This window comes from Luteitalea sp. (assembly GCF_044337415.1).
Classification (GTDB): domain Bacteria; phylum Acidobacteriota; class Vicinamibacteria; order Vicinamibacterales; family Vicinamibacteraceae; genus Luteitalea.
Map to the genome: position 1 here is coordinate 1 of NZ_JBIINP010000122.1, position 12,823 is coordinate 12,823.

General features: G+C 72.0%; 12 protein-coding genes. 6 read left to right on the forward strand and 6 right to left on the reverse strand.

All coding sequences use genetic code 11. The features are described 5' to 3' along the window. On the forward strand, nucleotides 1–938 hold a 938-nt coding region (locus ACIRDX_RS15605; protein WP_396626361.1), incomplete at its 5' end, for a response regulator. Nucleotides 939–1,024: 86 nt separating this feature from the next. Here the strand turns inward: ACIRDX_RS15605 and ACIRDX_RS15610 are convergent. Then, a complete protein-coding gene (locus tag ACIRDX_RS15610; protein WP_396626362.1) occupies nucleotides 1,025–1,846 on the reverse strand; it encodes a hypothetical protein in 822 nt (273 codons plus the stop codon). After that, nucleotides 1,843–4,896 (reverse strand): PVC-type heme-binding CxxCH protein, encoded by a 3,054-nt coding sequence (locus ACIRDX_RS15615; protein ID WP_396626363.1) that lies wholly within the window; start codon nucleotides 4,894–4,896, stop codon nucleotides 1,843–1,845. Before ACIRDX_RS15615 ends, ACIRDX_RS15610 begins: the two co-directional genes overlap by 4 nt. Before the next feature lie 151 nt (nucleotides 4,897–5,047). Here ACIRDX_RS15615 and ACIRDX_RS15620 point away from each other — a divergent pair, with 151 nt between their 5' ends. Continuing rightward, nucleotides 5,048–5,902: a polysaccharide deacetylase family protein gene (locus ACIRDX_RS15620; protein WP_396626364.1), complete on the forward strand. Its 855-nt coding sequence runs from the start codon at nucleotides 5,048–5,050 to the stop codon at nucleotides 5,900–5,902. A 94-nt stretch (nucleotides 5,903–5,996) separates the two neighbouring features. Here ACIRDX_RS15620 and ACIRDX_RS15625 read toward each other — a convergent pair whose 3' ends face one another. After that, nucleotides 5,997–6,737, reverse strand: coding sequence for a PIG-L deacetylase family protein (locus ACIRDX_RS15625; protein ID WP_396626365.1), 741 nt, complete (start codon nucleotides 6,735–6,737; stop codon nucleotides 5,997–5,999). An 89-nt stretch (nucleotides 6,738–6,826) separates the two neighbouring features. Continuing rightward, nucleotides 6,827–7,543, reverse strand: a complete 717-nt coding sequence (locus tag ACIRDX_RS15630; RefSeq protein ID WP_396626366.1) for a TonB family protein — start codon at nucleotides 7,541–7,543, stop codon at nucleotides 6,827–6,829. 109 nt (nucleotides 7,544–7,652) lie between these two features. Here ACIRDX_RS15630 and ACIRDX_RS15635 point away from each other — a divergent pair, with 109 nt between their 5' ends. Continuing rightward, entirely contained in the window at nucleotides 7,653–8,135 is a 483-nt protein-coding gene (locus ACIRDX_RS15635; RefSeq protein WP_396626367.1) for a hypothetical protein, read from the forward strand. A 48-nt stretch (nucleotides 8,136–8,183) separates the two neighbouring features. Here the strand turns inward: ACIRDX_RS15635 and ACIRDX_RS15640 are convergent, their stop codons facing one another. Further along, complete coding sequence (locus ACIRDX_RS15640; RefSeq protein ID WP_396626368.1) at nucleotides 8,184–9,071, reverse strand: dienelactone hydrolase family protein; 888 nt, start codon at nucleotides 9,069–9,071, stop codon at nucleotides 8,184–8,186. 239 nt (nucleotides 9,072–9,310) lie between these two features. Between ACIRDX_RS15640 and ACIRDX_RS15645 the strand changes: the two genes are divergently transcribed. Beyond that, entirely contained in the window at nucleotides 9,311–9,928 is a 618-nt protein-coding gene (locus ACIRDX_RS15645; protein WP_396626369.1) for a CDP-alcohol phosphatidyltransferase family protein, read from the forward strand. Nucleotides 9,929–9,991: 63 nt separating this feature from the next. On the opposite strand, the gene ACIRDX_RS15650 is transcribed toward ACIRDX_RS15645, so the two are convergent. Beyond that, nucleotides 9,992–10,438: a YbjN domain-containing protein gene (locus tag ACIRDX_RS15650; protein ID WP_396626370.1), complete on the reverse strand. Its 447-nt coding sequence runs from the start codon at nucleotides 10,436–10,438 to the stop codon at nucleotides 9,992–9,994. A gap of 106 nt (nucleotides 10,439–10,544) precedes the next feature. Here ACIRDX_RS15650 and ACIRDX_RS15655 point away from each other — a divergent pair, with 106 nt between their 5' ends. Next, complete coding sequence (locus tag ACIRDX_RS15655) at nucleotides 10,545–12,257, forward strand: murein L,D-transpeptidase (RefSeq protein WP_396626371.1); 1,713 nt, start codon at nucleotides 10,545–10,547, stop codon at nucleotides 12,255–12,257. Nucleotides 12,258–12,322: 65 nt separating this feature from the next. Beyond that, a partial coding sequence (locus ACIRDX_RS15660; RefSeq protein ID WP_396626372.1) for a DUF882 domain-containing protein occupies nucleotides 12,323–12,823 on the forward strand: 501 nt, incomplete at its 3' end.

Below are 12,823 nucleotides of genomic sequence, written 5' to 3' on the forward strand. Positions count from 1 at the left end.
CGATCAGCCGGCAGATCGTCGAGTCGATGGGCGGGCGCGTCGGCGTACGCAGCGCGGCCGGCGAGGGCAGTACGTTCTGGTTCACGGCACGGCTGGGCATTGCCGACGCCCCGGAGGTGATCCTGGCCTCGGGCCCGATCGGCGGGCGCCGGGTGCTGTGCGTCGATGGCCATGTGCTGCATCGCCAGGTGATGGCCGGGGCCCTGTCGGCGTGGGGCCTGGAGGTGCACGAGGCGGAGACGGCCGACGAGGCGCTCGCGACGCTGATCCGTCATCGTGACGCCGGCACGCCGATGGATCTCGCGATCGTCGATGGGGGACTGCCCCACGGTGGTGCGCTGGCGTTCCGGGAACGGGTGCTGGCCACCGAGGGACTCGGCACGCTGCCCCTGATCCTCGCCGCCGATACGGTGACGTCGGGCGTGGTGACGCGGGCACGCGCCGCCGGCTTCCACGGGTTCATCAGCAAGCCGATCCGCCGCCGCTACCTGCACGAGGCCGTCGGCGAGGCGCTCGGCATCCACGCGCGCCCCGCGGGGGCCACGGCCGCCGGGGATGAGGGGGAGGCCATCGTCGGCCGCCAACGGATCCTGCTTGCCGAGGACAACGCGGTGAACCAGCGCGTCGCCACACGCATGCTCGAGAAGCTCGGCCATCACGTCGACGTGGCCGCCAACGGCTTCGAGGCGGCCAATGCGGTAGCCGGCCTGCCGTACGACCTCGTGCTGATGGACTGCCAGATGCCGGAGTGCGACGGGTTCGAGGCGACACGCATCATCCGCGAACGCGGCGGGCGTCAACCGGTGATCGTGGCGCTCACGGCCAACGCCATGAAGGACGATCGCGCGCGCTGCCTGGCCGCGGGGATGGACGACTACCTGTCCAAGCCGCTGAAGCTCGAGGCGCTCACCGACATGCTGCAACGCTGGGCGCGATAGCGGGCAGCACAGGAATTCAGAATCGGAGTGGAGGCACGGTCGGCCTCCACTCGCGTCTGGCAGCGGCGGTTCCGCGCCGGTGTGCGCTAGCGCTTCGCGTGTTTCTCGAGCGCTGCCGTCGCGATGGTGCGGTTGCGTTCAGTGTACTGGTCCATGTGTCGCGTGATCGTGTCGGCGGCGCGCGGGTCCGGCAGGTCGCCGAGCGCGCCGATGGCGCCCATCTGCAGTTCCGGATCGACCGTGCGCGAGAGGTAGCGCTCGAGCTGCGCGCCCACGCGGTCGAAGGGCAGCACGGCGAGCATCCGCAGCGCGTCGTAGCGTGTGCCGTTGCGGATTGCCGGGTCGTCGGCCATCCGTTCGGCGAGGTCGAGCGACCGCGTCCATCGCGCCTGCCGGACAGGGGCTTTCGCGAGCCATGGCGCGATGGTGTCGCGTGGCGACACGCCGGCCTGCGAGAGGCCCATCACCACGCCGCCGCCGAGCACCACGGCCTGCCAGTCGCGCAGGCGTTCGCCGTCGGCCGGCAGCGACACGTCCATCAGCGCCTGCAGCGCCGCCTCGTCGCGGGCGCGACCCGCGGCCACGGCGACCCGCCAGATCCACGGGATACGCCGGTACTCCTCGACCTCGTCGCGGTCGGGGAGGCCGGCCACCAGCGCCGTCACCACCTCGGCGGCGCGTGGCGCCGCGTCGCGGGCGAGCGCCTCGCGGGCCTTCTGATCCTGCGTGTCGTCGAGCAGCGCTGCGGCGATGACCTGCGGTGTCGCCGTCTTCGCGTCTGGCAACGGCGCCTGCGCGGCCACGGTCGCCATCAGCAGGCCCAACGGCCACGCGATCGCCGCCCGCCTGCCCATGGTCGCCATGCGACTGCCGACTGCCGCCCACCGACTGCCGTTCGTGATCGTCATCGCGCTGCGCTCCGTGCACTGTTGGTGAGGAAGGCCAGCAGGTGCGCCATGTCGTCGGGCGTGATCACTTCCGCGAACGACGCCGGCATGATCGACTGCGGCACCACGGTCATCGCCTTGATCTCGCCGCGCCGCACCGTGGTCGTCACGCCGGGGCCCTGCCGGAACGTGATGCTGGTCGGCGACTGTTCACCGATGACCCCCACCAGCGGGTCGCCGGCGGCGCGCTCGACCGAGTACGTCTCGTAGTGCTGCGCGATCGAGCGGTTCGGCTCGAGGATGTTCTCGAGCAGGACCGGCATGGGCTGGTGGCGCACGGTCGAGAGATCGGGGCCGATCTCGGTGCCGCGTCGGCCGTCGACCTGGTGACACATCGCGCAGTGCGTCGCGTAGACGGCCTCGCCGCGCGTCGCGTCGCCCCGCCCACCCAGCGCGGCGGCATAGCGCGAGAGCCGCGCGGCGCGCGCCTCGGGCGCCTCCTCGAGCACCGTGCGGGCGCGGGCGCGGATGGCCTCGTCGCGATGCATGATGAGGCTGCGCGTGTGCCCGAAGTTGAGCATCCAGCGCTTCACGTCGCCGCTCTGGAGGGCGTCGAGCATCGCGATGGACCCCTCGCGCCGCGCCAGCACCACCGTGGCGGCCGACGTGCGCACGGGCGTGGACATCGACGGCCACTGCGTGAGCAGGAAGGTGGGCGTCCCCGGGCCGGGAATCCGGCCGAGGGCCTGCACGCCGGCGATCTGGACGGCCTCGGGCTCGGTCGGCACGATCACCGACTCGAACACCTGCTGATGCGCCGGCGCGTCGGCCAGGGCCAGCAGCGTGATGGCGTCGACCCGGGCGTCGGCGTTGGCCGAGCGGTCGCTGGCCGTCGTGCGCGCACTGGCCACGGCGGCGGTCGCGGCCGGACCCGAATCGATGCCGCTGACGCGGAGCAACTGCACGGCCGCCCGGCGCACGCGCGCCTGCGGTCCCGTGGCCAGGGCGAGCAGCATGTCCTGGCTGCCCGCCAGCCGACGCCGATCGGCCGAGCCCACCAGGCCGCGCGCCATGCCCTCGAGCAGGGAGGCGCGCCACCAGTCGCCGCCGGGGCCGCCCGTGCCGCGCACGGCCGCGATCGCCCTGTCGAGCTCGTCGGCCTTCTGCCGGGCCGCGAGCACGCCGCCGAGCCTGTCGAAGAACATCGCGCGACCCGGGGTCTCGCGGGCGGCGAGCGGCGACCCGGGCTGCATCGCCCGGTCGAAGTAGGCGGCGGCGCGATCGGACGAGGCGCTGAGCGCTGCCACCTGCACCCACTCGTCCTCGAGGTCGGCGAGCAGCAGGCGTTCCTGCGCGGCGCGCGCCTCGGCCGTGTCGACCGCGCCGAGGGTGGCCAGCAACTGGAAGCGCACGCGCGCCTGCGGATCGCCGGCCATGGCCACCAGCGTGGAGACGACCTGCGGCTGCGACAGGACGCGCTCGGCGAGCACGATGGCGTTCTCGCGCACGCCCGGGTCCTCGTCCTTCAGCCCCAGCAGCACCTGCGCGGGCTCGAGCCGGCCGAGTCCCTCGAGTGTCCAGAGCGCGTGGAGGCGGGCGAGCGGCGACGGTCGCCCTGCAACCATGGCGGCCAGCGCCGGCACGGCCTGACGGCGTGCGCCGTGCACGAGCAACCGCTGCGCCGTGCGGCGCCACCACACGTTCGCGTGGCCGAGCGCCTCCACCAACTGGGCGTCGGTGGCGCGCCCGAGCGTCGGCCGCATGTGCGCCCGGGTGGCGGCAGGCCCCTCGTTGGCGACGATGCGGTAGATGCGTCCGCGGTCCTGGCCCGTCGAGAGGATCGCCGGGTTGCGCTGCAGGTCGCTCGACGCCCACTCCGGATGCTCGATGTACGGGCGGTAGTAGTCGATCACGTACAGCGCGCCGTCGGGGCCGACGTACATGTTGACGGGGCGGAACCACGCGTCCTGCGACGCCAGGAACTCCATGTCGCTGCGGGCGCGGCTGGCCACGAACGTGGACCCCTGTGCCTTCAGCACGTCGCGGTGAATCAGGTTGTGCACGGGCTCGGCGATGAAGGTCGAGCCCTCGAAGCCCGCGGGGAACGCGCCACCGCCGTACACCGTGAGGGCGCAAGCGGAGGTGAACTGGCCTGCCTCGGTCAGCAGGTCGTACCTCGCGCCGTGCGTGATCGCCATGATGTTGTTGTTGCCGTGATCGGAGATCTCGGCCATGGCGCTCGGCAGGAGCAGGTGCGGGTTGCGTTCGAGGTAGCGCGCCGCGATCACCTCGTGGCGCTGGTGGATCGAGTTGTTGTGCGCGAAGAAGTGGCCGTAGGCGTCGAAGGCGTTACCGTACTGTGTCCGGCTCGACAGCCCCTCCACCGTGAACTCGTCGGGCTTGAGGCGCACGCCGCGGCCCTTGGCGTCGAGGGGCTTGCCGTTCGGCATGGCGGCGAAGCGGAGGTCCGTGCCCTTGTCGCCGTACAACTCGCGGTAGATCACCGGCTCGGACCCGCCCGAGTGGGCGAGGTAGATCCAGTTGTCGAGGCCGAACACCGGGTGGTTCACCGCGTGCTGCGGATTGGTCTTCGCAAAGCCGGTCAGCACCACCTCGCGGACGTCGGCGCGCCCGTCGCCGTTGACGTCCTCGAAGTAAATGAGGTCGGGCGGACTGGTGACGAGGATGCCCTTCTTGTAGCGCATCACGCCGCTCGGCAGCCGGAGGCCGTCGGCAAACAGCGTCGACTTGTCGGCGCGTCCGTCGCCGTTGGTGTCCTCGAGCAGCTTGACGCGGCCGGTGGGCGAGTCGTCGAGCGGATAGCCCGGCATCTCCACCACCCACATCCGTCCGTCCTCGTCGATGTCCATGGCCACCGGGCTCTGGACGTCGGGTTCGCTCGCCACCAGTTCGACGCGGAAGCCGGGCTCCGTGCGGATCTTCGTGATCGAGACTTCGGGCGTGTAGGGGGGGGCGCCGGCAGGCGCCGGGCCCTGCCCGACCAGGGCGCTGCCGCCAGCGAGGACAGCAGTCGCGACGACGCCGACCAGGAACGTGTTTCGTGTATGCACTTCGGACCGTACCTCCGACTGGGAAACGACGCCTTCCATTCTAGCAGCGGAGTCCCGCACGGCAGGGGCGCTGCCGGGGGCGGCCCTGGCGCGCCCCCGGGGGCCCGGACCTGAACCCGCCGACTGCGGTACCATCCGCCGCGGAGCCCCCATGCGTTCGATGCACGTCGGTGTCAGCCTCGCGGCAGCGGTGGTCGCCGTTACCCTCGCCCATGTCCCGCTCGTGGCCCGCGGGCCGCGGGCCACGCAGGCGCCCGCACCGCCCAGCGCGCCCGTCGCATGGCCGGCCAGCGCGCGCATGGCTCTCAGCCTGTCGTTCGACGACGGCCGCGCCAGCCAGGTGACGCAGGGCCTGCCGGTGTTCGCCCGACATGGCGCCCGGGTCACGCTCTACGTCGTGCCGTCTGCCGTCGAGAAGGCCGTCGATCTCTGGAAGCAGGCGGCCGCCGCCGGCCACGAGATCGCCAACCATTCGCTCACGCATTCCTGCAGCGGCAACTTCCCGTTCTCGCGGCAGAAGGCCCTCGAGGACCACTCGATCGCCCGCATGCACGAGGAACTCGCGACCGCCAACCGCCGCATCGTGGAACTGCTCGGCGTGCCCGCGCCGCGCAGCTTCGCCTACCCGTGCGGACAGACGTACGTGGGCCGCGGGCGCACCACGCAGAGCTACGTACCGGTGGTGGCCGAACTCTTCGTGTCCGGGCGCACGTGGATGGACGAGGCCCCCAACGATCCGTCATACGTCGATCTCGCGCAGGCGACCGGCATCGAGATGGATGGCCGTGACTTCGCCGACCTGCGGCCGGTCGTCGAGGCCGCGCGCACGGCCGGCGCGTGGCTGGTGCTCGCCGGTCACGACATCGGAGAAGGCGGGCGGCAGACCACGCGCGTCGCCATGCTCGACGCCCTGCTCGCGTATGCGAAGGATCCGGCCAATGGCATCTGGCTCGCGCCGGTCGGCGACGTCGCCGATCACGTGGTGAAGGCCCGCGCCAGCCGGTAGCAGGACGCACCTCGGTCCACGACCAGCCTCCGGTCGTGCCACGGCCCGTGTATCGTGGCCGGCGGCCTCACTGCCGCCGGCTCGCGCGGCGTTCTCAGCGCGGCACCAGGAAGGGCTCCTCGTCGGTGAGGTAGCGCCGATACGCGTCGGTCTCGAAGGGCGTGGGGCGCGTCGGGGTGATCACGTCGAGGTGACTGCGGAACTGCTGCAGCGCCCGGTGCTCGGTCTCGCGGTGCGCCGAGACGTCCACGCCCACCCGCCGGCGCGGCAGCGAAGCGATGTCGGTGTCGCGCTTGAGGGTGACGATGAACTCGAACACGTCGGCGCAGGCGCCGGAGGCCTCGCACGCCGCGCGCGCGATCGCGTTGGTCGCCACGTGTTCGGCATGGCCCTCGAAGGGGCTCGGGACGTAGAGCTCGGCGGGGCGCAACTCCGACAGCAGCGCGGTGATGCGCCGTGTGGTCTCGGCCTGCTCGGCGACGAGTCGTTCGTTCTGCACGTCGAGGAAGCGGACCTCGCCCTTGCCGCCGGTGAGAATCGCGACGGCGCGTCGCGTCTCGTCCTTGCGCATCGCCGACACCTCCAGTTCGGTGGGATTGCGGTCGATGCCGAAGCGCCGCAACAGCGCGCGGCCGTCGGTGACCACCACCACGACGATCCGCCGCCCCTCGGCGGCGCGGCGCGCGATCACGCCACCACAGCCGAGCGTCTCGTCGTCGGGATGGGGCGCGAGCACGACGATCGGGCCGGCCTGCGCCGCCCTGAGGCGCGTGTCGGAGGCCGGGCACGACAGGGCGACGGCAAGGAGGAGGAGACCGATCCGGGCTGTCCGCATGCCGCGTATTGTGCGGCAGGTCGGGGAAGGGGCGCCCCGGTGGATTCCGAACTCCAGGGCGGAGTGCGTCAGCGCCCTGTACGTGCCGCCTACTCGAGGGCGAACGTGATGGTGACCGTCATCTCGACGATCACCGGCGCGCCGTTGAGCAGCGTCGGCGAGAACTCCCACTGCGACACGGCCGTCGTGGCGGCAGCGGCGAAGTCCGGGTGCACGAACCCGTTCAGCGCCCGGACGCGGGCGACCTTGCCATCAGGGCCGATGGAGGCCTCGAGCTTCACGACTGCACCTCGTCCCGCGTTGCGCATCGCGTCGGGGTAGATGGGCTTCACGTCCTTCAGCTTTCGGGGCGCACGCACGTTGCCACCGACGCGGACCCGTGCCGGGCCGGCCGCGCCTGCGGGCGCCGCGCTCGCGTCGCTGCGGCGACTCGTGACGCGGATGGTCTCGGTGAGCGTGCCGAGCGCCATGCTGATGTCCTGCTGCCAGTCGCCAGGCGCGCCGAGCGTCACCTCGCCGCGGAAGGCCGTGAAGGCGGGCACCTTGATGTCGATGACGTGTGCGCCGGCGGCCACGGCCTCGAAGGTGTAGCGGCCGTCGGGGGCGGTCGTCGCCGTCCGCGCGGCGGCACCAGGATCGAGCGTTACCGTCACGCCGGGGAGCGCGGCGCCGGTCGGATCGAACACCTGGCCCGTGAGGCCACGCGGCTCCTGGGCGTGCGACGGCATGGCGATGGTCATCACGCACAGCGGCGCAGCCAGCACGGCCAGGGCGAGACGGCATGAGCGGAGGGATGGGAGGCGCATGCGCGCAAGGGTATCGCGCGGCAGGCCGTGGCCCGTCCATCGGCCTCGGTGACGCGCGGTGCCCCTCGTCGTCGCCGTCGGGGCGCCGCGGTCGTGGCATGATGCGGCCATGACGCCGCGCCACGTGTCTCGCCTGGTCCTGCTCGCCTCGTTGGTGCTCGCCTCGCCCTCGCTGGCGCAACCGACAGGCGCGGAGCCGGCGCCCTGCTCGCTCAAGGCCCGCACCGAGGGCGCGTGCGACGCGGCTGCGCCCCAGCCACGCGATGCCGCGGAGCGACCCGCCGCGGTGGACCGTGATGCGTTGTGGGAAGGGGCGCTGCTCGGGGGCGCCGTGGGCGCGGGGTACGGCCTGGTCGGCGCGTTGCTGTCGGACTGCCCGCGCGGCTCCGACCGCGGCTGCGCCACCGATCGCGCGGCGCTCGTCGCGTTGTCGACGGCGCTCGGCGCCGGGATCGGCGTCGCCATCGACGCGATCAGCCGGCCTGAACTGACGGGCGCCCCGCTGCCCGGGCCCCCGGCCAGCGAACGGCGGATGGGCCTGCCGCCGCCCTCGTCGCGTGGCGCGGGTGTGCGCTTCAAGCTGGCCTGGTAGGCGACGGGGCTACAGGTCGCCTGTAGCCCGCACCCCGTAGCCCGCTCCTTACGCCAGCTTCGCCTTGAAGAACTCCAGCGTGCGGGTCCACGCCAGCTTGGCCGACGCCTCGTCGTAGCGCGGCGTGGTGTCGTTGTGGAACCCGTGCTGCGCCCCGGCATACATGTGCGCGGTGTACGACACGCCGGCGGCCTTCAGGGCCGCCTCGTAGGCCGGCCACGCGGCGTTGATGCGCTCGTCCTTCTCGGCCAGGTGCACCAGCAGCGGCGCCTTCACGGTGGCGGCGTTCTCTGGGGGCGGGTTGTTGCCGTAGAAGGGCACCGCGGCCGCGAGATCGGGGAGCTTCGTGGCCAGCAGGTGCGCGATGCCGCCGCCGTAGCAGAAGCCCACCACGCCGACCTTCCCCGTGCAGCCGGCATGCCCCTTCAGGAAGCGGAAGGCGGCCATCATGTCCTCGCGCGTCTTCGGCTGCTCGAGCGTCGCGAAGAGGCCGCGGGCCTTGTCCTCGTCGCCGGGGTAGCCGCCCAGCGGCGCGAGTGCGTCCGGCGCGAGCACGACGAAGCCTTCGAGTGCGAACCGGCGCGCGACGTCCTCGATGTGCGGATTGAGGCCCCGGTTCTCGTGCACCACGAGGACGCCGGGGCGCTTGCCCGTCGAGGCCTTCGCCTTGACCAGGTAGCCGCGGGTCGTCGGGTACCCCTGCGGCGACGGGTACACCACCGACTCGGTCACGAGGCGCGCGTCGTCCTTGGCGATGATCTGCGCCTCGGCGAACCGGGGGTTCAGGGCCTCGAGCAGCATGGCGGCCGTCATGCCGCCCACCGCGAACTTCGTGGCGCGATCGAGGAAGGCACGTCTGTCGATGTCGCCGTGCACGTAGGCGTCGAAGAGGATGAGCAGTTCCTCGTCGAAATCGGCGGCTGTCTTGCGTTCCATGGGATCTCCCTGCCGGCGTCGGCGCCGGCGCAGTGCGCGTGGCAGGCTCGATGACCTCGCCGCCGCGGAGTGGTTGGACTGGTTGCCCTCAATACTGCAGCCGCCCTCCCGGCGTTACACGTGGCTCGGTCTGGCGCCGGCGATGGACGAGCCTACGCGAGGAGTCGGCGGCGGCCGTCGACGCCCCTGCCATGGGGGCGATCCTTGCGCGGGGCGACTGTTCCACCCTCAAATGCCTCATGCCCCACCTCTCGATGCTGCGGTCGTACACCTGGGCCGACCTGCTGACCATCGGCAATGCCGCGTGCGGCACCGTCGCCATCTTCCTGTGCCTCGAGGCACTCGCGGTGCAGAATCCGGCCTGCCTCTGGTACGCGATGGCGCTGCTGCCGATCGCGCTCGCGCTCGACGTCGCCGACGGTTACGTCGCGCGCCTCGATCGTCGACGCCAGTCGCGGCTCGGCGCCGACCTCGACTCGCTGGCCGACGTGATTTCGTTCGGGGTCGCGCCCGCGGTGCTCGGCTACACGCTCGGCCTGCGGGGCGGTTGGGACATCCTCGTCCTGACGTACTTCGTCGCCTGCGGCGTCAGCCGCCTCGCGCGCTTCAACGTGACGGCCTCCGCGCTGGCCGACGCCACGACCGGCAAGGTGAAGTACTTCGAGGGCACGCCGATTCCGACCAGCGTGCTGATCGTGGCGATGCTCGCGGTGGCGTTGCGCCTCGGTCACACCGGCGAGCACCTGTGGCTCGGCGTGGTCCGCCTCGGTCCCGCCTCGTTCCATCCGCTGGTCCTGGTCTACGCAGCCAGCGGCAGCGCGATGATCAGCGCAACACTGCGCATCCCGAAGCCATAGCGCCCCGGTCCGAGCAGGCGCACCGGCCGCGTCGCTGCGGTGTCGGGGCCGTGTGCCGGGTCGCTAGTTCACCGTCTCGTCGTCGGTGTCGAGGGGGGCCGTCGGCGCCTGCGCCGACGGGGCGTGCGTCATGTACTCGAGGTCGTCGTGCCAGGCGTCCATGAGCGCGCCGAACAGGCGACGCTCGTACGTCGGCGGCAGCAGGGCCCGGGCACGCAGGAACCAGTCGCCGTCGCGGTCCTGGGCGAGCGTGGCGCGTGCGACGGTCGCCTCCTCGTTGAACCGGTTCAGGAACTCGTGCCACTCGCCCTTCCGCAGTGGCACACTGGCGCCCAGGTACACCGTGCAGTGCAATCGCAGGCCGATGGGCGTGGGCAGCAGGTGGAGGTTCCAGCGGCGCGGGTGCTCCACCCGGTACCATCCGTCCTTCTCCGGGCCGGCGGTCGTGTAGCCGAGGAAGTCGAGGTGCTCGCGGACCGCGGCCAGGGGTGTGTCGGTGGCTGATGTCATGTGGCGTTCCTACCTCCCGACAGGGAAGACGACCACTCCGGCGCCGATCTGACCAAGGCGTAGTTCCGATCCGCCGCCGTCTTCGTTACAAGAAGCAGGACCCGTGGTGTCGCTCCGCTCCCTGCTCGCGCTGCTTCTGCTGGCGCCTGTCGTCTCGCTCCAACCCGCCCCGGCGACCCTCGACCCCGAGGCCGCCGCGACCGTCACCCAACTGCTCGGCGGCGCCCGTCATCCGGCGCTGAAGTGGCCGGTCATCGACGACGTGTCGAAGGACCTGTGGGCTGTTTACGAAGGTGAGGCGGATCGGCTGGTCTGGTTCGACGGCACGTCCCCGCTGCCGACGACGGCTGGCGCCGTGGCGACCCTTGCCGACGCCGCCCGCTTCGGCCTCGACCCGGAGGACTACGACGCCACGCGGCTCCAGGCCCAGTGGAGCGAACTGCAGGCACGCCGCGGCTCGGCCGTGGCCCGGGCACAGTTCGATCTGGCCCTGAGCGTCGGGGTGACGCGCCTCACTCGCGCGGTGCACATCGGCCGCGTCGAACCCGCACTGCTGGGGTGGAAGTACGAGGGGCCGCACACGCCGCACGACGGCGTCGCCGCACTGCTCGACGCACGCGCCAAGGGGCTCGTCGAGGTGCTGCGCGATCTCGAGCCACGGACGCCGGTGTACACCCGGACGCGCGCGACGCTCGCCACGTACCGGTCGCTGGCCGCGATGGGCGAGCCGCCCCGCCTGCCCGCGCTCCCCGCCGGCGTGCCGCGCCTCATGCCGGGCATGGCGTGGTCCGGGCTTTCGGCCCTGGCGGCCCGGCTCGCCGCGACAGGCGACCTCGCCGCCATGCCGGCGACCGGCAAGGATCCTCGCTACGTCGGCCCGCTCGTCGACGCCGTGCGTCGCTTCCAGGGCCGTCATGGCCTGGACGCCGACGGCCGGCTCGGGCCGGCAACGCTCGCGGCCATCAACGTGCCCCTGGCCGAACGCGTGCGGCAGCTCGAGCGCTCGCTCGAGCGTCAGCGCTGGCTGCCCGATCTCGCCGATGAGCCGCACATCCTCGTCAACATCGCGTCCTTCCGCCTGACGGCGACCGACCCGCGTGCGTCCGACGCACCCCTGCGCATGAACGTGGTCGTCGGCGGTGCGCTCGATCACCAGACGCCGCTGTTCCTCGAGCAGCTCGAGTACATCGAGTTCCGGCCCTACTGGAACCCGCCCCGGAGCATCGTGGTCGACGAGATCCTGCCCAAGGCCCGGGCCGATGCGACGTTCCTCGCGCGCAACGCGTACGAGATCGTGGCCAGCCGGGCGGCCAGTGCCGCGGCGTTCGAGCCGACGCCCGAGACCCTCGACAAGGTCGCGCAGGGCCGGCTCTTCATCCGGCAGCGGCCCGGGCCCGGCAATTCGCTCGGGCTCGCCAAGTTCATGTTCCCGAACGACGACGCCATCTACATGCACGGCACGCCGACGCGTCGCACGTTCACGCGGGCGCGGCGCGACGCGAGCCACGGCTGCATCAGGCTCGAGCATCCCGAACTCCTGGCGGCGTGGTTGCTGCGTGGCGACGAGGCCTGGACGCGCGCGCGGATCGACGCGGCGATGAAGGCCGACGCCACGTCGCGCGTGACCCTCGACGAGCCGATGAGCGTCATCCTGTTCTACGACCTCGCCGAGGTGAGCGACACGGGCGTCACGTCCTTCCTGCCCGACGTCTACGGACACGACGCCACACTTGCCGAGGCGCTGGCGAAGGGCTACCCGTTCCCGGCGTCCGTGCCAATCCCTGCTACGGCAGAGCCGGCGACCTCGGGCAAGCCCTGAGGCGGAGCCCGTCGAGTCGATCAAACGGCAAAAGTCGGCCCGGCGCCGGATGGTAAGGTGGTTGGATGCACCGGCGTCGCTTCCTCAGGACCCTGGCCACGGCCGCCCCCCTGCTCGCCCTTCCCGGAACTGCCCTCGCGGCCCTGCACGGCCCGCGCGTGCTGACGTTTGCCCACACGCACACGGCCGAGAAGCTGAAGGTCGAGTACGGCGACGGCCAGCGGTACTTCCCGGATGCCCTGGCGGCGGTGAACAAGCTCCTCCGGGACTTCCGCACCGGCGACGTCCACGACATCGACCCGGCGCTCCTCGACCTGCTCGCCGCGCTGCGTGCGCGCACCGGCACGTCGACGCCCTTCCAGGTCATCTCCGCATACCGGTCGCCCCGCACCAACGCGATGCTGCATCGGCGCAGCGGCGCCGTCGCCTCGGGCAGTTTCCACATGAAGGGCCAGGCCATCGACATCCGGCTCGGCGACGTCTCGCTGGGCGCCCTGCGCACCGCCGCCGTGGAACTGGGACTCGGTGGCGTGGGCTACTACCGCGCGTCCAACTTCGTCCACGTC